The 20,801-nt window shown below is 65.9% G+C and carries 22 protein-coding genes and 2 pseudogenes; 9 read left to right on the forward strand and 15 right to left on the reverse strand.

What is annotated here, in order from left to right; all coding sequences use genetic code 11:
* Positions 1 to 29: 29 nt before the first annotated feature.
* The 6 genes and pseudogenes from G6N54_RS22770 to G6N54_RS22795 all read right to left on the reverse strand — a co-directional run bounded on the left by G6N54_RS22770 (position 30) and on the right by G6N54_RS22795 (position 4,906).
* Positions 30 to 1,145: an acyl-CoA dehydrogenase family protein gene (locus G6N54_RS22770; protein WP_163792200.1), complete on the reverse strand. Its 1,116-nt coding sequence runs from the start codon at positions 1,143 to 1,145 to the stop codon at positions 30 to 32.
* Entirely contained in the window at positions 1,142 to 1,576 is a 435-nt protein-coding gene (locus G6N54_RS22775) for a nuclear transport factor 2 family protein (RefSeq protein WP_163792201.1), read from the reverse strand. Before G6N54_RS22775 ends, G6N54_RS22770 begins: the two co-directional genes overlap by 4 nt.
* Positions 1,548 to 2,772: pseudogene (locus tag G6N54_RS22780) on the reverse strand (amidohydrolase family protein). Before G6N54_RS22780 ends, G6N54_RS22775 begins: the two are co-directional and overlap by 29 nt.
* A gap of 3 nt (positions 2,773 to 2,775) precedes the next feature.
* The gene (locus G6N54_RS22785) at positions 2,776 to 3,099 is read right to left on the reverse strand and encodes a hypothetical protein (protein WP_163792203.1); all 324 of its coding nucleotides are present in this window, start codon (positions 3,097 to 3,099) and stop codon (positions 2,776 to 2,778) included.
* Positions 3,083 to 4,360, reverse strand: coding sequence for an aromatic ring-hydroxylating oxygenase subunit alpha (locus G6N54_RS22790; RefSeq protein ID WP_163792205.1), 1,278 nt, complete (start codon positions 4,358 to 4,360; stop codon positions 3,083 to 3,085). The genes G6N54_RS22785 and G6N54_RS22790 overlap by 17 nt, the downstream gene beginning before the upstream one ends.
* A gap of 21 nt (positions 4,361 to 4,381) precedes the next feature.
* Positions 4,382 to 4,906: a carboxymuconolactone decarboxylase family protein gene (locus G6N54_RS22795; RefSeq protein ID WP_163792207.1), complete on the reverse strand. Its 525-nt coding sequence runs from the start codon at positions 4,904 to 4,906 to the stop codon at positions 4,382 to 4,384.
* Positions 4,907 to 5,323: 417 nt separating this feature from the next.
* On the opposite strand from G6N54_RS22795, the gene G6N54_RS22800 reads away from it, so the two are divergent.
* From G6N54_RS22800 to G6N54_RS22840, 9 genes and pseudogenes are all read left to right on the forward strand, one after another.
* Entirely contained in the window at positions 5,324 to 6,622 is a 1,299-nt protein-coding gene (locus G6N54_RS22800) for an amidohydrolase family protein (RefSeq protein WP_163792209.1), read from the forward strand.
* A 70-nt stretch (positions 6,623 to 6,692) separates the two neighbouring features.
* A complete protein-coding gene (locus G6N54_RS22805; protein WP_163794906.1) occupies positions 6,693 to 7,859 on the forward strand; it encodes an acyl-CoA dehydrogenase family protein in 1,167 nt (388 codons plus the stop codon).
* A complete protein-coding gene (locus G6N54_RS22810; protein WP_163794907.1) occupies positions 7,856 to 8,668 on the forward strand; it encodes an enoyl-CoA hydratase/isomerase family protein in 813 nt (270 codons plus the stop codon). The genes G6N54_RS22805 and G6N54_RS22810 overlap by 4 nt, the downstream gene beginning before the upstream one ends.
* Before the next feature lie 4 nt (positions 8,669 to 8,672).
* Positions 8,673 to 9,821 carry a thiolase family protein gene (locus G6N54_RS22815; RefSeq protein WP_163792211.1) on the forward strand — a complete coding sequence of 383 codons (1,149 nt, stop codon included), beginning with the start codon at positions 8,673 to 8,675 and terminating at the stop codon, positions 9,819 to 9,821.
* 115 nt (positions 9,822 to 9,936) lie between these two features.
* A complete protein-coding gene (locus tag G6N54_RS22820) occupies positions 9,937 to 10,566 on the forward strand; it encodes a TetR/AcrR family transcriptional regulator (protein WP_163792213.1) in 630 nt (209 codons plus the stop codon).
* Positions 10,563 to 11,078 (forward strand): hypothetical protein, encoded by a 516-nt coding sequence (locus G6N54_RS22825; RefSeq protein ID WP_163792215.1) that lies wholly within the window; start codon positions 10,563 to 10,565, stop codon positions 11,076 to 11,078. The genes G6N54_RS22820 and G6N54_RS22825 overlap by 4 nt, the downstream gene beginning before the upstream one ends.
* A 161-nt stretch (positions 11,079 to 11,239) precedes the next feature.
* Positions 11,240 to 12,523: a cytochrome P450 gene (locus G6N54_RS22830; protein ID WP_163792217.1), complete on the forward strand. Its 1,284-nt coding sequence runs from the start codon at positions 11,240 to 11,242 to the stop codon at positions 12,521 to 12,523.
* Positions 12,520 to 12,723, forward strand: a complete 204-nt coding sequence (locus G6N54_RS22835) for a ferredoxin (RefSeq protein ID WP_163792219.1) — start codon at positions 12,520 to 12,522, stop codon at positions 12,721 to 12,723. The genes G6N54_RS22830 and G6N54_RS22835 overlap by 4 nt, the downstream gene beginning before the upstream one ends.
* A gap of 13 nt (positions 12,724 to 12,736) precedes the next feature.
* A pseudogene (locus tag G6N54_RS22840) lies at positions 12,737 to 13,021 on the forward strand (DUF1330 domain-containing protein).
* A gap of 3 nt (positions 13,022 to 13,024) precedes the next feature.
* Here G6N54_RS22840 and G6N54_RS22845 read toward each other — a convergent pair.
* The 9 genes from G6N54_RS22845 to G6N54_RS22885 form a co-directional block, all read right to left on the reverse strand.
* Entirely contained in the window at positions 13,025 to 13,225 is a 201-nt protein-coding gene (locus tag G6N54_RS22845) for a ferredoxin (protein ID WP_085223769.1), read from the reverse strand.
* Positions 13,226 to 13,237: 12 nt separating this feature from the next.
* Complete coding sequence (locus G6N54_RS22850) at positions 13,238 to 14,443, reverse strand: cytochrome P450 (protein ID WP_163792221.1); 1,206 nt, start codon at positions 14,441 to 14,443, stop codon at positions 13,238 to 13,240.
* 132 nt (positions 14,444 to 14,575) lie between these two features.
* Entirely contained in the window at positions 14,576 to 15,376 is an 801-nt protein-coding gene (locus G6N54_RS22855; protein ID WP_163792223.1) for an NAD(P)-dependent oxidoreductase, read from the reverse strand.
* Positions 15,373 to 16,155: an NAD(P)-dependent oxidoreductase gene (locus G6N54_RS22860; protein ID WP_163792226.1), complete on the reverse strand. Its 783-nt coding sequence runs from the start codon at positions 16,153 to 16,155 to the stop codon at positions 15,373 to 15,375. The genes G6N54_RS22855 and G6N54_RS22860 overlap by 4 nt, the downstream gene beginning before the upstream one ends.
* Positions 16,152 to 17,039 (reverse strand): alpha/beta hydrolase, encoded by an 888-nt coding sequence (locus G6N54_RS22865; protein WP_232072926.1) that lies wholly within the window; start codon positions 17,037 to 17,039, stop codon positions 16,152 to 16,154. Before G6N54_RS22865 ends, G6N54_RS22860 begins: the two co-directional genes overlap by 4 nt.
* Positions 17,036 to 18,700: a thiolase C-terminal domain-containing protein gene (locus tag G6N54_RS22870; RefSeq protein ID WP_163792228.1), complete on the reverse strand. Its 1,665-nt coding sequence runs from the start codon at positions 18,698 to 18,700 to the stop codon at positions 17,036 to 17,038. The genes G6N54_RS22865 and G6N54_RS22870 overlap by 4 nt, the downstream gene beginning before the upstream one ends.
* Before the next feature lie 110 nt (positions 18,701 to 18,810).
* Positions 18,811 to 19,074, reverse strand: coding sequence for a hypothetical protein (locus tag G6N54_RS22875; protein ID WP_163792230.1), 264 nt, complete (start codon positions 19,072 to 19,074; stop codon positions 18,811 to 18,813).
* A gap of 117 nt (positions 19,075 to 19,191) precedes the next feature.
* On the reverse strand, positions 19,192 to 19,488 hold the full coding sequence (locus G6N54_RS22880) for a ferredoxin (protein ID WP_163792232.1): 297 nt from the start codon (positions 19,486 to 19,488) through the stop codon (positions 19,192 to 19,194).
* Positions 19,485 to 20,783, reverse strand: a complete 1,299-nt coding sequence (locus G6N54_RS22885; RefSeq protein ID WP_163792234.1) for an NADH-ubiquinone oxidoreductase-F iron-sulfur binding region domain-containing protein — start codon at positions 20,781 to 20,783, stop codon at positions 19,485 to 19,487. The genes G6N54_RS22880 and G6N54_RS22885 overlap by 4 nt, the downstream gene beginning before the upstream one ends.
* Positions 20,784 to 20,801: the final 18 nt, after the last annotated feature.

Genomic DNA, 20,801 nt, shown 5'->3' on the forward strand with positions numbered 1-20,801 from the left:
CTCCTCGGAGTCTGAGGTCAGGTCCACGATCACTCCTTGCCGAGGTCGAGCAGTCGGCGGGCGATGATATTGCGCTGAATCTCGGCGGTGCCGCCGTAAATGGTCGACGAGCGTGAGTACAGGTACTCGGAGCGCCACGGCGTGTCGTCGAGTTCGAGCACACCGGGCAGCAGATCGCGCACGGTGTCGTAGAGCTGCTGTTCGGCGGAGGCCAGCAGCACCTTGTCAATCGAGGTGTCGGGACCCAGGCGCGCTCCGTCGCCCAGCCGGTGCTGGGTGGCGCGGGAGCGGCAACGCAGCGTGTGCAACGCGAGATACGCTGCGCCCAACTGGTATTCGTCGTAGCCACCGTGTTTGCTGCCGCCGGACACCTCGGCGATCAGCGCATCGAATCGGGAGTACAGATACGCGATCCGCTGCCAGAAGCAGGTAGAGCGTTCGTAGGGGAGCAGGTCCATCGCGAGCCGCCAACCGTCGCCCGGCTTGCCGAGCATCCGGCTCGACGGGATCACCACGTCGTCGTAGTACACCTCGCAGAACTCGTCGAGGCCGTGCATCGTGCGCAGCGGTCGGACGGTGATGCCGGGGGTGTCCAGGTCGACGAAGAACGCGGTGATGCCTTCATGGTTCGGGTGGCCGGGCCCGGTGCGGGTGAGCAGGATGCAGCGGGTGGAGAACTGCGCGAAGCTGGTCCAGACCTTTTGCCCGTTGACGATCCAGTTGTCGCCGTCCTGCGTGGCGCGAGTGGTCAGCGACGCCAGATCGCTGCCCGAACCCGGCTCGGAAAAACCTTGGCACCATTGCTCTTCCCCGCGCAGCAGTCGCGGCACCATTTCGGCGGCGAGTTCGGTGGGGGCGTAATCGATCATCGTCGGTGTGAGCACTTCGAGCATCGAATACGGGCCGGGCTCGGCCAACCGCCGGCCCACCACCTCTTCGCCGACGATCGCGCGCAGCACCGCCGGCCCGCCCAGTCCACCGACCTCGACAGGCCACCCGTAGCGCATCCAGTCGGCGTCGTACAGCGCCCGGCTGACCCGGCGGTACTGCAGCATATGGCCCCGCAGCGAGTGGTCGGGTCCGGGCGTTAAGTCGTTCTCGTCGAGCCACTTACGCAGACCCGAGCGGAACTCCTCGACAATCACGGCTGCGGACGGCCGATGGCGTGCGGGCGCCCGGAGTCGTGCACGCCGCTGCGCCGAATGAAGGTCATGGCCCGAGTCTTGAGGCGCCATCCGTCCGCGGTCCGCGAGTAGGTGTCGCGGTAGTAGCCGATCCGCATGTCGTGCGTGGAACCGTCGATGAAGCATAACGGCTGGGTACCACTCGCCGAATCGCCGTCGAGGTTCTCGACCAAGGCGGTTTCGGTGAGGAACAGGCCTTTTGGCGCCGCGGCGACCAACTCGGGAAACCTGTCCAACTTGTAGGTGGAACCGAACGCGCTGTAGGTCCCGTCCGGCGTGAACACGCTGATCAGGCCGTCGATGTCTTCCTGGGTGATGGTGACCGCGTAGCGGGCGAGCAACTGCTGGATCTCAACCAGATCGTCAGTTCTGCTGGGCTGGTTTGTTGACATAGACCTTGCCGCCTTTCATGACAAAGCTGACGTTGCGGGTAACGGTGATGTCTTCCAACGGGTTTCCGGGTACCGCGATGATATCGGCCAGCTGACCGGACGCGAGCCGGCCCCGGTCGGTCGAGTTGATCAGCTCGGCCGCGGTCGCCGTGGCGGCCCGCAGCACCGCCAGTGGCGGCATCCCCCATTCGACCAGGGTGACTAGCTCGTCGGCGTTGCGGCCGTGCGGTATTGCCGGAGCGTCGGTGCCGACGGCGATCTTCACGCCGGCCTCGTAGGCGGCTTTGATCGATGTCTTCGCCTTCGGAAACATCTCGGCAGCCTTGTCCTGCAACTCCTTCGGGGCGCGGGACACGTCCATCGCCTGGGCGAGCCTGCGGGTGGTGACCAGGAACCGGTCGTTGTCGACCAGCATCTTGATCGCCTCGTCGTCCATCAGGAAGCCGTGTTCGATGCAGTCGATGCCGCAAGCGACCGCGTGCTTCACCGCTTCCGCTCCGTGCGTGTGCGCGGCGACGCGCAGCCCACGCCGGTGCGCCTCGTCGACGATCGCGCGCAGCTCCTCGTCCGAATAATGTTGTGCACCAGCCTCACCGGTCAACGACATCACGCCGCCGGAGACGCACACTTTGATCAGCTGGGCGCCGTGCTTGATCTGGTATCGCACGGCCTTGCGGATCTCGTCGACCCCGTTGGCGATGCCCTCTTCGACCGTGAGCTCGAGGGCGCCCGGCATGAATGCGGCGAACATCGTCGGGTCCAGGTGCCCGCCGGTGGGTGTGATGGCGTGGCCGGCGGGCACAATTCGGGGACCCTCGATCCAGCCGGCGTCAATTGCCTTGCCCAGGGCGACGTCAAGCAGGTAGCCGCCGGTCTTGACGAACAGGCCCAGGTTGCGCACCGTGGTGAACCCGGCGCGCAGCGTGCGCCGGGCATTGCCGACCGCGCAGTACCCGCGTCGGCGGATCATCTTGCACCTGGGACAACCCGGGCGTCTCGCCGCGCCCACCCATCAGGAGGTTGACCTCCATGTCCATCAGCCCGGGTAGCAGGATCTGATCGCCGAGATCGATGATGTCGCCTTCGGATTCGCCTGCGACACCGGCGATCCGGTCATCCTCGATCTTGAGGATGCCGGGCCGAACGATCTCACCGGCGTCGACGTCGAGCAGTCCGGCGGCCTTGAGCGTCAGCACCGCTCAGATCACCGGTTCCCGCAGGACTTCGACCCACGCCGCGCCGCTATCGGGAACTCGCGGTTGCTTCCAGGGCTCGATCGGGAAGGACACCATGACCAACGATTGAATGATGTGCATCAAGGTCTTTGCGTCGTCGGGCAGGTCGTCCAGCGAGAACTGGTCGCAGTAAGTGATGACGTCGTTCAGCAACGGGAAGGCGACGTCGTAGAACGCCTGCATCTGAGGCATCGTCGAGGCCAGCCGTTTGGCGTAGCGCTCGGGCTCGGTGGCCAGGTCCCAATCCAAAAAGGGCTCCAGGGCCGCGAATTCAGACGGTAACGCCATTGCGCTGGCGCTCCTTGACGTAGTTGGCGGTCGTGTGGTGCAGATGACGGATCAGGACTTCCTGATCGCAGAGCAGGAACTCCTTGACGGCGCGGGTGCCGATCATCGTCTGGGTGGCTTCCAGAGTATTGGCGTCCTGCAGCGCGTACTCCTTGAACGTCACGGCGGCTAGTTCCTGGGCCAGGCGTTCCCGCGCGTTGCGCGGCGGCACGAAGTACAGCGACGACTCGAAGATGTGTTTGTCCACCGCGGTCGGCCAGTAGTGGTAGGTCAGGTACCAGCCCGGCTCCCAGATCAGCAGCATGAAGTTCGGGTAGAACAGCCACGAGTCGATGCCCCACTGCGGCACCCGCTTCACGTTGACACCCGGTGGCAGCTCCAGGTTCTCGATGATCTCCGGCTTGTCCCACGGGCCGAACAGCCCGCTGCGCAGCACCTGGTCCATCGGTTTGACCATGGACATGTCGGTGGGCGGTGCCTGACCACCCCAGGTCGACTGCAGGTTGTGCGGGCCGGCCAGCTCGTAGTGCAGCGCCTCGTAGCCGTACTTCTGGATCTTGGCGGCTTCTTCCTTGGTGCACTGCCCCTGATGCAGGATCGGCGCGTGGTAGAACTCGACGAACGCGTCGATGAACAGCTTCCAGTTGCTGCCGACCTCGGCCCGGTAGGAGTAAGTCTCGGTCATCTCACCGAACGGGTAACCCTCGATGCTCTTGGCCAGCGGCCCGAGGTAGTCGATGAGCGGAGCCGCGTTGTCGTCGAAGTTGATGAAGATGAAGCCTTCCCACACCTCGCAACGCACGGGGGCCAGGCCGTAGTTCGCCTTGTCGAGGTTGAAGAACTCGTCTTCCTGCTGGACGAAGGTCAGGTCGCCATCGAGGCTGTAGCGCCAGGCGTGGTACTTGCAGGTGAACTGGCGGCAGGTGCCGGACGTCTCCTCGTTGGGAAAGTCGTTCCACACCAACTTGTTTCCGCGGTGACGGCAGACGTTGTGGTACGCCTTGACGGTCCCGTCCTTGGTCTTGGTGATGATTACCGACGTGCCCTTGCCGGCCGACGGCAGTTCCCGGGTGAAGTAGCTGCCGGTCTTCGGGAGTCGCTCGACCCGGCCGACGTTGAGCCAGGTCTTCTTGAACACCGCGTCGCGTTCGGCCTCGAAGAACGCCGGATCGATCGAGTCGGTGTAGTCGACCGGCGCGGTGCCCAGGTCGGGATAGTTTTCTGTCCAGCTGCCGGCGGCCGGCTTGGGGAAGTGAGCCACGGTTCTGCCTCTCTGGTCCGTCTAGTCGTGCTCGAGCTGTATGCCGAAAGTCTTGAAAGCCATGGCCAGCAGGGCGTAACAGCCGACCGTGAAAACGAAGTCCATGAGCTGCTGATCGCTGAGGCGTTCGCCGAGTGCCGCCCACGTTTCGTCGGACAGCCGCGATTTCTCGTCCAGCTCGTCGACGGCGGTGAGCACCGTGCGGTCGAACTCGTCCAGGTGGCCGGCGCCCTCGCCGGCAAAGGACTGCACCGCCTCGATCTGTTCGTCGGTGATCCCAGCGTCCTCGGCCATGCTGACGTGGTGCGACCACTCGTAGGCGCATTCGCGACGGTGCGCGACGCGCAGGATGGCCAGTTCGCGGATGCGCGTCGGCAGCGTGGACGTCGTCAACAGATGGAGGTTGAACCGGAGAAACGCCTTGGCCAGGGCCGGGTGGTGAGCCAGCGTGGACAGCGCGTTGTTGGTGTCCGCGCCACGCATCGCCGAGAGCGCCTGCTGGGTAGCCTCGTCCCACTGACCCGCGGGCAGCGGCGGCAAGCGCATCGACGGCTTCCTCTCGGCGAAAGAGAATCAGATTCTCATTTATAACTAACAGATTTGCATGATTAGTTCGGTTGGTCAATGCCGGCGGTTAGTCGTCGGAAGCTGGGCGGGCACGCTCGCCGCCGTGAGCCCGCCTGTCGCCGGTCGGCGTGAGCCCGCCCGTGCGTGCTGAACAAATGTTTGGTTTTATCTTCGGACTCGAGCCCGGTGATGACCTTTCCGCGATCGCGTAGTCGCACGTGAGAGGGCGATCCGCACCGAAGCGGTGTATACCGGAAGAGTGTCCGCATTTGCCCGACCGGCCTTGCGGATGTTGATTCTCACCTGGCGAGAAGCTAGTTTTCAGAGGTAGCGGACGACCCCACGGCCGGCGTTCCCGAAGCAGACTGCACGTGGATCCGATGGAGAGGGAAGCTCATGAATAAAGAAGACATGATGCTGATCAGCGTCGATGACCACACTGTCGAGCCGCCCGACATGTTCAAGAACAACCTGCCGAAGAAGTATCAGGACGACGCTCCGCGGCTGGTGCACAACGCCGACGGTTCGGACATGTGGAAGTTCCGCGACACCGTGATCCCGAACGTGGCGCTCAACGCGGTCGCGGGTCGTCCGAAGGAGGAGTACGGCATCGAGCCGACCGGGCTCGATGAGATTCGGCCGGGCTGTTACAACGTCGATGAGCGGGTCAAGGACATGAACGCCGGTGGCATTCTGGCGTCCATCTGTTTCCCGTCCTTCCCCGGCTTCGCCGGTCGCCTGTTCGCGACCGAGGACCACGACTTCTCGATCGCGCTGGTGCAGGCCTACAACGACTGGCACATCGACGAGTGGTGTGGCGCGTACCCGGCGCGGTTCATCCCGATGGCCATTCCGGTGATCTGGGATGCCGAGGCGTGCGCCGCCGAGGTGCGCCGGGTGTCGAAGAAGGGCGTGCACGCGCTGACGTTCACCGAGAACCCGGCCGCGATGGGCTATCCGAGCTTCCACGACGAGTACTGGAACCCGCTGTGGAAGGCCCTGGTCGACACCGACACGGTGATGAACGTGCACATCGGATCGTCGGGCCGGTTGGCGATCACCGCCCCGGACGCGCCGATGGACGTGATGATCACGCTGCAGCCGATGAACATCGTGCAGGCCGCCGCCGACCTGTTGTGGTCGCGGCCGATCAAGGAGTACCCCGACCTCAAGATCGCGCTGTCCGAGGGTGGCACCGGCTGGATTCCCTATTTCCTGGAGCGCGCCGACCGGACCTACGAGATGCACTCGGCCTGGACGCACCAGGACTTCAAGGGCAAGCTGCCCAGCGAGGTCTTCCGCGACCACTTCCTGACCTGCTTCATCAGCGACAAGGTCGGCGTGGCGCTGCGCAACATGATCGGCATCGACAACATCTGCTGGGAAGCCGACTACCCGCACAGCGACTCGATGTGGCCGGGCGCGCCCGAGGAACTCTGGGATGTGTTGTCGCTGAGCAACGTTCCCGACGACGAGATCAACAAGATGACTTACCAGAACGCCATGCGCTGGTACTCGTTCGACCCGTTCACTCACATCAGCCGCGAGCAGGCCACGGTGGGCGCGCTGCGTCAGGCCGCGGAGGGCCACGACGTGTCCATCAAGGCGCAGGGCCACGAAAAGGACGCCCGCGGCGGCTCGTCGTTCGCCGACTTCGCGGCCAACGCGAAAGCCCTTTCCGGCAACAAGGACTGAGGCCCCCACCGGAACCCTGGTGCACCGGCGCATGTCGACCTAAGGAGATCTAGCAGTGCCCGGCGTTGGGATGAGTTTCGAGCTGACCGACGACCAGGAGCTGATCCGCAAGTCGGTCGCCGAACTGGCGCGGAAATTCGATGACCAGTACTGGATGGAGAAGGACCAGGCGCACGAATTTCCGACAGAGTTCTATGCCGCCATAGCCCAGGGTGGCTGGCTTGGCATGACGATTCCGACCGAATACGGGGGCCACGGCCTCGGAATCACCGAAGCCACACTGCTGCTCGAAGAGGTCGCCAAGTCCGGCGGGGCGATGAACGCGGCCAGCGCGATTCACCTGTCGATCTTCGGCATGCAGCCGGTCGTCGTGCACGGCTCCGACGAACTCAAGGCGCGCACGCTGCCGACGGTCGCCAACGGTGAGGTGCACGTCTGCTTCGGGGTCACCGAACCCGGTGCCGGGCTTGACACTTCGCGCATCACCACGTTCGCCAAGCGCGACGGGGACCGCTACATCGTCAACGGCCGCAAGGTGTGGATCTCCAAGGCGATGGAGTCCGACAAGATCCTGCTGCTGACCCGCACCAAGAGCTATGACGAGGTCACCAAGAAGACCGACGGCATGACGCTGTTCCTCACCGACCTCGACCGCAGCCGCGTCGACATCCGGGCGATCCGGAAGATGGGCCGCAACGCCGTCAGCTCCAACGAGCTGTTCATCGACAACCTCGAGGTGCCGGTCGAGGACCGCGTTGGCGAGGAAGGCAAGGGTTTTCAGTACATCCTCGATGGCCTGAATCCCGAGCGGATGCTGATCGCGGCCGAGGCGCTGGGGATCGGTCGGGTGGCACTGGAAAAAGCGGTGAAGTACGGCAACGAGCGTGAGGTCTTCGGCCGGCCGATCGGCATGAACCAGGGCCTGCAGTTTCCGCTCGCGGATTCGCTGGCCCGTCTCGACGCCGCCGAGCTGATGTTACGCAAAGCCACCTGGCTCTACGACAACGGCAAACCCTGTGGGCGCGAAGCGAATACCGCGAAGTACCTTTGCGCCGATGCCGGTTTTGCCGCCGCGGACCGAGCCTTGCAAACCCATGGCGGTATGGGCTACGCGGAGGAATACCACATCACGCGCTACTTCCGTGAGGCGCGATTGATGAAGATCGCACCGGTCAGCCAGGAGATGATCCTGAACTTCCTGGGATCCAATGTCCTCAAACTGCCGAGGAGCTACTGACGTCCGCCGAAGGGCCCGTGCTGCTATCCGAGGACCGCGCCGGGGTGCGCACGCTGACCCTCAACCGTCCGCGCCGCAAAAACGCTATCAACCCCGAGCTGTGGGTCGCGTTGCGCGACGCGCTGCACGCCGCGGGCCGCGACGGCAGCGTGCGTGCGCTGGTGATCACCGGTGCGGGCGGGGCGTTCTGCTCCGGCGCCGACATCGGGATTCCGGATGACGTCCACCCGAAGTACAAGCTGGCGCGCCTGACCGACGTGGCGTTGGCGCTACACGAGCTGCCGATTCCGACGGTAGCCAAGGTGACGGGCGTCGCCGTCGGAGCCGGGTGGAATCTGGCGCTGGGCTGCGATCTGGTGGTCGCGACGCCGGAATCGTCGTTCTCCCAGATCTTTTCCAAGCGCGGCTTGTCGATCGACCTGGGCGGGTCCTGGCTTTTGCCGAAACTCGTCGGCCTACAACAGGCTAAGCGGCTAGCACTGTTGGCGGAGACCATCGAAGCCGCGGAAGCCCTGGCGATGAATCTGGTCACCTGGGTGGTGCCCCCCGACCACATCGACGCCTTTGTCGAGGACCTTGCCGGCCGGCTCGCGGCCGGGCCGCCATTCGCGCTCGCGCAGACCAAGGCGCTGCTGAACGAGGGCGCCGACAGCACCCTGCGCGACGCGCTGGCCAACGAGGCGCGCGCACAGATCGGCAATTTTGCGACAGTGGATGCGGCCGCGGCGTACGCCGCCTTCAGCGAGCGACGGGAACCGACGTTTACTGGTGGGTGGGCGCTATCGAAATCTGAGCGGGAATCGGAGTAGAGGTATGCGAGAGACGGTCATCGTCGAGGCGGTGCGCACGCCGGTCGGAAAGCGCAATGGCGGGCTGTCGAGCATGCACGCCGCGGACCTGTCCGCGATCGTCCTCAACGAGCTGATGGAGCGCGCCGGGGTAGGGCCGGACATCGTCGACGACGTGATCTGGGGATGCGTCTCCCAGGTCGGCGACCAGTCCAGCAACATCGGGCGCTACGCGGTGCTGGCCGCCGGCTGGCCGGAGAGCATCCCGGGGACGACGGTCAACCGGGCCTGCGGGTCCAGCCAGCAGGCCCTCGACTTCGCGGTGCAGGCGGTGATGTCGGGCCAGCAAGACGTCGTCGTCGCCGGCGGTGTTGAGGTCATGAGCCGGGTTCCGCTGGGTGCGGCCAGGGCAACCGGCATGCCCTATGGACCGAGAGTTCTAGCCCGCTACGACGACTTCTCGTTCAACCAGGGTCTGTCGGCGGAGATGATCGCCAAGAAGTGGGGCTTCTCACGCACCCAGCTCGACGAGTACTCCGCCCAGTCGCACGAGCGGGCCGCGGCGGCCCAGGACGCCAAAGCCTTCATCGAGCAGATGGTCCCGGTGTTCGTCGAGGACGGATCGATCGTCAACGCCGACGAGGGCGTGCGACGGGGCACCAGCGTCGAGAAGCTGGCCGCGCTCAAGCCCGCGTTCACCGAAGACGGCATGATCCACGCGGGCAACTCCTCGCAGATCTCCGACGGTGCGGCGGCGCTGCTGGTGATGACGTCGGAGATGGCGCTCAATCTTGGGTTGGCGCCCATCGTGCGTTACCGCGCCGGGGCTGTCACCGGAGCGGATCCGGTGCTGATGCTCACCGGCCCCATTCCGGCCACCGAGAAGGTGCTCAACAAGGCCGGCGTCCCGCTGGCGGAAGTCGGCGCGTTCGAGGTCAACGAGGCCTTCGCGCCGGTTCCGCTGGCATGGATCGTCGAGACCGGCGCCGATCCGAGCCGGGTCAATCCGCTGGGCGGCGCGATCGCGCTGGGGCACCCGCTGGGCGCGTCCGGCGCGGTGCTGATGACGCGGTTGGTGCACCACATGCGCGATAACGGGATTCGCTACGGACTGCAGACCATGTGTGAGGGCGGGGGCACGGCCAATGCCACTCTGGTCGAGCTGGTCGCCTGACGCCGAACGAAATCCTTTTTAAGAGTCCGCGTGAGACCCTTGTCACAGCGGCGCAAACCTACCTACTGTGTGTTCACTAGGTTGGTTCGGCCCGCCAATCTGTCAAAGGAGTCTGGTGCCCGACGCACGGCGTTACGACACACTTCTCGCCAAAGGTGAGGACCGCAAGGAGCGGATCCTCGCGGTCGCGCAGCGCCTCCTCACCCGCAACGGCTGGCGCAACACCACCTTGGCCCAGATCGCCGGCGAGGCCGGCGTCACCCCCGCGGGGCTGCTGCATCACTTCGCGTCCAAGGAGCAGTTGCTGCACGCGGTCCTGGACGCCCGCGACCAGGACGACGATTCGCACGCCGACCGGACCGGCGACCTGTTGGCCCAGATCTCCGCGGTGGCGGACCGATTCAGCCGGGCGCCCGAATCGGTCGGAGCGTTCACGGTGCTGCTGGTCGAGAACGTCCTCCCCGACGCCCCGCTGCACGACCGCATGCTCGACCGGCATCGGCAAGCCGTCGACATCGTCGCCGAGCTGATCCGTACCGGTCAGGCCGACGGCCGTTACCGCGCGGACATAGACCCCGCCATCAAGGCAGTGGAAATACTCGCCTTCGTCCACGGAATGGAAACCACATGGTTGCTCGATCCTTCGACACCTCTGGCCGAGGTGTTCAAGCAGTACGCCGAGACGCTGGCGCGGGACTTCGCTCCCTCGAAGACGACAGTGAGCAAACCGCCGAGCACGACATGAGGTACCGGCTCGACGTCGTCGCCTCCGGCGTGGTCGACGTGGTGCGGTACGCCGGGGGATGGCTGTTCGACCGGTCGATGGCCGGATGGGACGTCACCGTGCTGCTCACCGACCTGGCCGACCACCCCGATCTCCGTCCGCTGCAGATCATCGGGGCCCGCACCCTCGACCTGGAGCACGCGCTGGAATCGGTCGACGATCGTCCCCACCCGCAGGCCCTGGCGGCCGCGGCGGACCTGGTCGGCTGCGACTCGCGGGTCCGGCAAGGCGTCTTGCGGGCCCTCGACCATGGCGTCACCGAGGTCACGCTGTGGGGAAACACCTGGCCCGCGGAGCTCGACGGCAGCGTCGGCCTGGTGCAGCACCGACTGAGCACGGCCGCGCAGACGTTCAAGGGCAAGGCGCTGGCCGCCGCGGCCATGCCCGAACACTCGATCGGTCATACCGAAAACTTCCGCAGCGGGCTGCTGGCCTGCCCGTCGGTGGCTGCCGACCTGGTCCCAGCCGGCTGATTCCCGTCGCCGACCAGCTCGCGTCCCGGGTTCTGCCGGCAGTTCACTATCCAGTCCCCGCCCGGTAGCCGCACCCTCGTTGACGACAATCACGCCGTGCGGAAATCTAATACTCGCCTTCGAGAGGATCATTCTCACTGCTGAGATTCGAATGGAGCAAGATGACGAACGACTTCTCCAAGTTGGACTTCTTCCGCGGCAAGGAGCTCGTCGCGGACCCGTACCCCTACTACGAGTCGCTGCGCGAGCAGTGCCCGGTGGCCCGGGAAGACCACCACGGGGTCACGATGGTGACGGGCTGGGAGGAAGCCTGCGCGGTGCTCAATGACGCCGATACCTGGTCCTCCTGCATCTCGGTGACCGGACCGTTCCCGGGCTTTCCGGTCAGCCTCGCGGGCCTGGAAAACAGCGACATCACCGGCCTGATCGAAGAGCATCGCGACGAGCTGCCGTTCAGCGACCAACTGCCCACCCTCGACCCGCCGACGCACACCAACCACCGGTCCCTGCTGATGCGGCTGATCACCCCCAAGCGCCTCAAGGAGAACGAGGACGCCATGTGGGCGCTCGCCGATCGGGCGCTCGACGAATTCCTTGCGCCGGGGCACGGCGAATGGATCAAGGGCTTCGCCGGCCCGTTCACCCTCTTGGTCATCGCCGATTTGCTGGGCGTGCCGATGGAAGACCGTGACAAGTTCGTCAAGGGCATCGCCGAGCACGCCGGTGGCGGCATCGGGGGCACCGGCAAGGAGTCGCTGTCGCACAGTCCGCTGGAATTCCTGTATGGCCTGTTCTCCGACTATGTCTCCGACCGCCGCCGCGAGCCCCGCGACGACGTGCTGACCGGCCTGGCGACCGCCACCTTCCCGGACGGTTCGACACCGGAGGTCGAAGACGTCGCGCGCGTTGCCGCCAACGTCTTCTCCGCGGGCCAGGAGACCACGGTGCGGCTGCTCGGTGCCGCGCTGCAGACGCTCGGGGAGCGCCCCGACATCCAGGCCCAGCTGCGCAAGGACCGCAGCTTGCTGCCCAATTTCATCGAAGAGTCGCTGCGTCACGAGAGCCCGGTCAAGGGCGACTTCCGGATGAACCGGCGGCCCGTCAACGTCGGAGGCGTCGACCTGCCTGCCGGAACTACCGTGATGATCGTGCAGGCCGCCGCCAACCGCGACCCGCGCCGGTTCGAAGACCCCACCACATTCGATCCGGCCCGCAAGAATGCTCGCCAGCACATCTCGTTCGGGCGCGGCATTCACAGCTGCCCCGGCGCGCCGCTGGCGCGGGCCGAAACTCGCGTGGCCATCGAGCGGCTGCTGGATCGCACGACGGACATCAGGATCAACGAGGACGTGCACGGGTCGGCGAATGATCGCCGCTACCAATATGTTCCGACCTATATCCTGCGTGGTCTCGCCGAATTGCACCTGGAGTTCACGCTGGCATGAAGGTTTGGGTAGACGACCAACGCTGTCGCGGTCACGGTATGTGCCTGACGCTGTGCCCGGACGTGTTCAGCCTCACCGACGACGGCTACGCCGAAGCGATAGATTCCGATATTCCAACAGAATTGGAAGCGCCCATCCAGGAGGCCATCGAGTGCTGTCCTGAGCAGGCTATCAGCGAGAGACAACGAAATATACTGTGAGACAAGGAGATTAATGCCTAAAGAATACGTTATCCTCACCGAGGCCATCAAGGACCCGGAGGGCATGAAGGCCTATGCCCAGGCCGCCGGAGGCACGATGAGCGGCGCCACCGTGCTCGCGGTCGACACGGCGCCCAAAGTCGTCGAGGGCGACTGGCACGGCGACCAGACAATCGTGCTGCAGTTCGAGTCCGTCGAGGCAGCCCACGCGTGGTATGAATCCGAGGGTTACTAGAAGGCGGCGAAACTGCGCCAGGCAGCCGCCGACTGCAATGCGGTCATCCTCTGCGGATTCTGACCGCTACTCTCCGACGATCGCGATTGCCTGCCTTGGGCATTGACGGACGGCTTCGCGGACGTCCGCCTCGTTCTCCGGTGTGACTTCTTCTTGGTGGACGGTGAGCATGTCGTCGTCACCGAGTTCGAAGATCTCCGGATTGATGCCCATGCAGACACCGTTGCTCTCGCAGAGTCCCCAATCGACTTCGATTTTCCTCGTCATCACGGCCCCCTTTTATCGAAGGACTTTGACGGGCACGCTTTTCCAGCCCGCGACGTTTTGCATGTTCACTCGTTTGCACCCGGACCAATCCACCTCGTAACGCGGCATGAATTCGACCAGCCGCTCCAGCGCGATTCGGCTTTCCAGTCGAGCCAGCGCCGCGCCCAGGCAGCTGTGAATTCCGTAGCCGAGACCGAGGTGCTGCGCCTCGGTCTGGTCGCGCTCGATATCGAATGTGTCGGCGTCCGTGAAGGCTTCGGGATCTCGGTTGGCCGCGGCGCCGCGCAGGAACACCGGCTTGAACGGCGGAATCACACCGCCGCTGACGTGTGCTTCCTTCAGCGTGTAGCGGACGTTGTATTGCACCGGTCCCTCGTAGCGCAGCAGTTCCTCCACCGCGCCGGGAATCTTGCCGGGATCGTCCTGCAGCTTCTGCCACTGGTCGGGGTGACGGGCGAAGATGACTGCGGCGTTGCCGATCAGCTTGGTGACGGTCTCGGCGCCTGCCCCACCCAAAAGGGTCGCGAAGCCGGTGATTTCGATGTCGTCGAGTTTGCGGGGCTGACCGTCCTCGCCGGGGATCTCGGCCGCGATCAGCCTGCTGATCATGTCGTCCTGCGGGTCCGCCCGCCGCTCCTGGATCAGGCCGAAGTAGTACATCGCGGTCTCGATGTTGGCCTGCATGCCGGCTTCGCTGACCTCGATCTGCCCGGGTTCGTGATGCAGGCTGGTGTCGATCCAGTGGCGCACCTGCTGCCGGTATTCCTCTGGCACCCCGGCCATCCGGGTGATGACCTCCACCGGGAACGGTCCGGAGAAGTCCTGCACGACGTCGAAGTGGTCGGGATCGAGGGCGCCGAGGTACTTGTCGATCACCTCGTGGATTGTTTCCAGTTGCGATTGAATCGCCCGCGGCGTGAACGCCTTGTTGAGCAGGCTGCGCATGTGGCGGTGCTCGGGCGGGTCCATGAAGATGATCGACTTCTGCTCCGGGGAGATGCCTCTGCGCACCATCGCCAGGTCGCAGCCGCGCGCCGAGGAGTACGTCTCGAAGTCTTTGAATGCCGCCGCGACGTCCTCATGGCGAGTCAGTGCGTAGAAGTCTTCCTTCTCGTCGTAATACAACGGCGCGTCCTCGCGCATCCGTCGATATATGTCGAACGGGTTGTTGTAGTAGTCCTCGGAGTACGGGTCGAAGATGAGCTTCGGCTTTGTCACTGACATGCTCCTCAGCGGCGAGGGTTAGGGCGGGCTGGAACCGTTACGGTCGAATGCCTGACTGTAAAGCTAACGGTAGCGCTTTCGTCGCGAACCGGGAAGAACCTCGGAAAGAACGGGAGTGCCGTCATGTCAGACCTTTCCGCCGACATCGAGGGCATCGATGACGGTGTCGAGGGCACCGAGGTCGCTGCCGAGCTCTTCGGCGATGCTGCGCACGACCGCCACGTCTTTCCGGACGAATTCCCCGGCCACCTCGATGAACCCCGCGACGGAGCCGCTGGCCGCGACGATGTCGAGCACCCGGCTGGTCGTGCTGCCATGCGCGAGCGCGCCCAGCACCGTCGATTCCGGCACGCCCAGGCGCTCGCCCAGCCGGACTGACTCCGCGAGCAACCCGATGTGCCCGGCGAACAGCGCATTGTTGACCAGCTTGACCGTCTGACCAGCGCCGCGGGGGCCGACGTGCAGCACCGGATCGCCGTAGCAGGCCAATACCGGTTGCAGCCGTGCCACCGCGTCATCCGCGCCGCCGACGAACAGGGTGAGCGTTCCCGCCGCGATGTCATGCGGGCCGCCGCTGACCGGCGCATCGACGACCTCGACACGGTCGGTGTGGGCGGCGATGGCCTCGATCGTTGTGGGGCTGGTGGTGGTATGCACCACCAGCGTCGAGCCTGGCGGCATCTTGGACAGCAGGGCGCCGTCCAGGCAGACCTGGCGTACCTGCTCGTCGGTGAACACGCACAGCACCACCACGTCGGCCCCCGCGGCCGCGTCGGTCACCGCGGTCACGGCGGTTGCCCCGAGTGCCTCGAGCTTGGTTGGGTCGCTCGCCCCGCGGATCAACACCCGGACGTCGTGGCCGGCCGCGGCGAGACGTGCGACCATCGGGCGGCCCATCCGCCCGGCGCCGACGAACCCGACTTTCACCGCGGGTGATTCATCATGGTCAGTGCGGCGTCGGCCGCCTCGGCGAGGTCGACGACCAGCCGCACGTCCTTCTGCAGCAGTGTGCCCGCCAGGCCGGCCAGCCGGTCCAGAGTGCCCTCATCGCCAATGACGTTGAGCGCGAAACTGTTTCCGCTGCCACGCGAGATTACTTCGACGAGCCGTTCCGGAGAAACGCCCAGGGACTTCGCCAGCGATAACGCGGTGGCCGCGGTTCCCAGGTTGGCGGTGAACAGCAAGTTGTTGAGCAGCTTGGTGGTTTGGCCGGTGCCTAGTTCGCCGAGATGGACGACCGGATCGCCATAGGTTTCGAAGACCGGGCGGCAGCGGTCGACGGCGTCAACATCACCGCCGACCATCACCATCAGACGGCCCTCGGCGGCGGCCGGACCGCCGCCGCTAACCGGCGCGTCGATCACCGAAATACCTTTGCTGCCAACCTCTTTAGCCAGTCCCTTGCAGGTGTTGGGATGCACGGTGCTGTGCACCGCGATCACGCTGCCGGACTTGAGGCCGGCGAGCAGCCCGTGCTCACCACTGACGATCTCCTCGATATCGGCGTCGCCGACCACGCAGAGGCACACCAGATCGCTGGCCGCGGCGAGTTCGGCCGGCGAAGAAGCGATTTCCGCCGAGGTGTCGGCGAACGGCTCGACCGATGTGGGTCGGCGCGCCCACAGTGTGGTTGCGAAGCCGCCCTCGACGATCCGCCGGGCCATGGGGCCGCCCTGGCTGCCCAACCCGATGAACCCGACTTTCATCCGGCAGCCTCTTCCTCCGTCGAATGCGCGGTCACGCACTCGTCGACGAACCCGAGAACCTCCGCGTGGTATTGCGGGGCAGAGTGACCCAGGCTGATGTTGTGGCCGGGATCGAGTTGCCGGTGCACGGTGAAGCGCGGCGCGGAGGAAAACATCGCGGTGATCTCCTGCACCGCCGAATCATCGTCCTGCCAAACCTTTTCGTGTTCGGCGATGCTGAAGTGCACCGGCACCCGCACGGCGGGGGCCAGCGACGGGAAGGTTTGACGGGCCCAGTCCGACACCATCTGGTCCTCATACGCCGGCGCCGATGGGGATACCGTCGCACCGCCGAGGACCTCGGGCGGATACATGTGCTCCGGGCTCCACAGCAGGTCGCGCATGCCCGACGGGCGGCGTTCGCGGGTAGCCGTCTTGAGTATTTCCTTGGCCTCGGGGTGGTAATGCCGCCCGGTGCCGGCCAATTCGATGCCCAGCAGATCGGCGCCGCGGTCGTCGGCGGCCATCCGCATCGTCAGCTCACAGCCGCCCGAATGACCCATCACGAACAGGCCCGCGCCGCTTGGTCGTTCGCCGATGATGCGGTCCAGCGCACCGTATGCCAGGTTGACGCGCTGGTCGCCCTCGACCATCGCCTCCGGGTAGGGCGCCGAGCTACCGTAGCCAGGCCGGTCGAGCGCCACCGCGGTGAATCCCGCTGCCGCGCCGGTGCGTAACAGCGAATACGACGGGTGGCCCGGGCAGTCGAAGTAGACGGCGGTGGTGCCACCGCCGTGGACGGCCACGATCACGGCCTTGGGGTCGGGGGCTTCGCAGACCAGCGCCGACATCGGCACCCCGTCGACGATCACCAACCGGGGGCGCGGAGTCGGCGCGCTACTCATGTGTCGGACCGGAGCAACAGCACGCCGCTGGGAGTGAGGCCGCCACTGCTGACCACGCCGACGCGGGCTCCGGCGACCTGACGATCTCCTGCCTCGCCACGCAGCTGCGTGATCGCCTCGTGCAGCAAGCCCATGCCGTGGGTGCGGCCGTGCGACAGTTGGCCGCCGTGAGTGTTCAGCGGCAGCGGGCCGTCGCGGGCGATGTTCTTGCCGCCGTCCAGAAAGTCCTTGGCCTCACCGATTCCGCAGAAGCCCAACGCCTCGATCCAGGACAGGCAGTTGAACGAAAACCCGTCGTACAGCTCGGCCACGTCGACGTCCGCCGGCCGTAGCGAGGTCCGCGTCCACACGTGCGCGGACTGACCCAGCACCTGAGGCTCATGAGTCAGCGTGCTCTGGTCCCAGTCGAGTCGCTCGATGATCTGCGTCCCGACCGCTTCCACCAGCACCGGCGGTTTGGCCAGGTCGCGGGCGGCGTCGACGGCGGAAACGATGACGGCTATCGCGCCGTCGCACGGCACGTCGCAGTCGTACAGGCCGAACGGCGTGGTGATGGGACGCGCGTTGAGGTAGTCGTCCATCGTCATCGGGGTCCGGTAGATAGCGGTCGGGTTGAGTTCGGCGTTGGCGCGCTGGTTCAACGCGATCCAGCCCAGCGCTTCTTTGGTGGTGCCGCACCGGTGGAAGTGGCGCTGCGCGTTCATCGCCAACGTGTGTGCCGCCGAGGTGGCGCCGAATGGCATCTGCCAGCCCGACATCCGTCCCGCTGAACCATGGGCGGGGGCGATCTTGCCCTGCTTCATCAGCTCGCTGTTGGTGGCTTCCCACAGCGTGCGGAAGCACAGCACGTGACGCGCCAGTCCACAGGCGACCGCGAGCATCGCGGCGATCACGGAGCCGCCAGGGCCGAACGTCTCCATGGCGCCGTTGTGCCACGTCGGCCTAATGCCCAGCGCGCCCTCGAGAGCCGTCACGCCGCCCTCCCCGATACCAGCGACATTGATCGCGCCGGGGTAGGTCGACAGCCCATCGATGTCGGCGTACGTCAGTCCGGCGTCGGCGATGGCCGCCTCGCAGGCCAGCACTGTCAGCGCCAGCGGCGGCTGCATCAGCCGGCGCCCGATCGGCGACATGCCGATCCCGGTCAGCGCGACCTTGTCCTCGAACTTCTCCGCGGTGAGTTTCGGCCGGACGTATTCGCCGAAGCGTTCTGGCGCGATCTCGTCGACGGGCGGCGCGGCCGGCTGGGCGTCCGAAATCGGCCGAAACAGCGGAAACCAAACGTCCTCGACCTGTTCGAAGACCACCTCGACCTGTTGACCCAGCTCGAGTCGATCGGGGTCGCAGTCGACGACGTTGGTGGTCAGCCGCACGCGGGGGTCCTCGGCGATCGCCACCTGCGCGATCACATAGGGCGCCACCAGCCCGGGCAGACTGAACCGCTCGTTGATCGTGAATCCCGCGAGCGACGCCTTGCCGGAGACCGCGCGCACCCCCACATCGAGCGAGCGGCAGTAGCGGCATACCGGCGCCGGCGGATGAATCAGGGATGCGCAGGCCTTGCATTCCTGCAGCCGTAGCTTTCCGTCGGCACCCGAGGTCCAGAAAAACTCGTTCTCCAGCGTGACTTGGGGCAATGGACGGCCCGGCGCTGCTGACACGTCACCTCCGCGAGTCCCGGTAGGACCATTATGCAAATTGGAGAATTACGTTATCACCGGGGCCGGGCGCGATCCAGACGCCTGCACATCAGGTGAGGCGGGGTCCGCCGTCAGTACGGCACCCAGACGCCGTCGAAATAGGCGCCCCACTGGTGAAAGCCGACACTCCACATCGGTGCGTTCGGTGACCACCAGGGCCGTGGCGGTGGCGGTGGCGGCTGCGTGCACTCGCCGGTCCCCTCATTCCACGACATGTTCATGGATTGGCACTGCGCCGTACCGATACCCGGCGCCGCGATGCCAATTGCCGGCATCGCCAGCGCGGCGAAAATGACCGCGATGGCGACGGTCGAACCACGAATAAACCACCCCATGGTGGGCCTCCCGTTGGGCATCCCGACCCTGATTCGTCCAGCTTATTTCGTTGACACCATCCGTGCCATTGCCGATCGGGCGGGCAGTCATGCGCCCAAAAAAGCACGAACCAAAGTTCAGCGCGTGAAGCCCCATTCGGCTTCGTTGTCTTCGGTTTTGAGACGCTCGGCCGGATCGTCCGCGTCGGTGAGTGGCGGCTCGGGGGCGGGGAATCTGCGCTCGCCGAGCTCGGTGATCGCGTGCACCGGGCAGTCCAGCAGTGCCCGCATCACCGCGTCACGATCCGCTTCGGCGACGCTGCCGTCCCCGATCAGGGATGCGTATCCCCAGTCGTCGAGCGAGAAGTATCCGGGCGCGTGCTTCGCGCAGACGCCGAAGCCGTCGCAAATGGTGCGGTCCAGGCGGATTTTCATGCGCGCCGCACAGCTTCTGCCTCGTACGGTCGGTCGGCGCGGAACGCGCCGCCGGCGCAGTCCGGGCAGGTGCCGTCGAGATGTGCGGTGACTTCGGCCGGGAACTGATCGAGCAGGCTGGCGGCGATGTTGGTGGCGGCATCCAGCGTCGCGCAGGCCCCGCGACCGCGCAGCAGCACAGACCAGCGGCGCAACCGGTCGACGTCCTCCGTGGTGGCGGCGCCGTCGCGCAGGGCCCCGGCGGCGGCCGCCATCGCCGCCGTGCCGTTGAAGCACGACCCGCACTGCCCGGCGTTTTCGCGATCGAAGTAGGCCAGCACCGCGGCCGCGACCGCGACCGGGCAATCGTCGGTGATCAGCGATACCGCGCCGCAACCCAGACCGCTGCCGAAGCGCCGCATCGTCTCGTGGTCCAGCGAGGTCTCCAGCACGGTGCGGTTGAGCAGGCCCGCGAAATAGCCGCCCATCAGCGCTCCGCGCAGCTGCTCGGGAGAAATCCCGTGCAGGGCAAGCAATTCGGTGAAGGTCAGGCCGTGGGGGAGCTCGTAGAGAACCGGCGGCTTGCCGCCACCGGTGATGGTGGCCAAAAATGTGCCGGGCGACAACGACGTGCCTTGCGCTCGGAACTCCGCCGCGCCGTGGCCCTGCAGGTGGGGCAGATTGGCCAGCGTCTCGACATTGCTGACCAGCGTGGGCCGATCATCGACGCCGGCTTCGAAGGGGCGCGGCGGCTTGTCGGTCGGTTTGGCCTGGCCGCCGTTGATCATCCTGACCGCCGCGGTCTCTTCGCCGGCCACGTATCCGGGCGCGACGGTCGGTACCTGCACGCCGACGCCGAGGGTATCGGGCTCGAGCTCGCCGAGCGCGGCTTCGACGCTGTGCGCCGATTCGGGGTCGGACACATAGACGTAGGCGCGTTCGGCGGCCACGACCGCGGCGGCCAGCCGCAGTCCATCCAGGATCAAGTGAGGGCGGTTGCGCAGCAGCCAGCGGTCCTTGACCGAAGCCGGTTCTCCCTCTTCGCCATTCGCGATGACGACGGGGCCACCGGTGACCAGGCGCCCGTTGTCGCGCACCGTCCGTAATTTGACCGCAAGCGGGAAGGCGGCACCGCCGCGGCCCACGAGCCCGCTGGCGTCGACTTCGCTCAGCAATGCCTCGGCGTCGGCGAGGGGTCGGTAGCCGCCCCGCCGTTGATAGGCTGCGAGGTCCTCGCGGCCTTCTTCGATGAGCAGCCGCGGCGTGCACCCGGGCAGGGTGGCGGTGGTGATGGGCGTGGACTGGGTGGTGTTCAAAGCTGGCCTGCCACTGTC

Origin of the sequence: Mycobacterium stomatepiae, assembly GCF_010731715.1 — a bacterium.
Classification (GTDB): Bacteria; Actinomycetota; Actinomycetes; order Mycobacteriales; family Mycobacteriaceae; genus Mycobacterium; species Mycobacterium stomatepiae.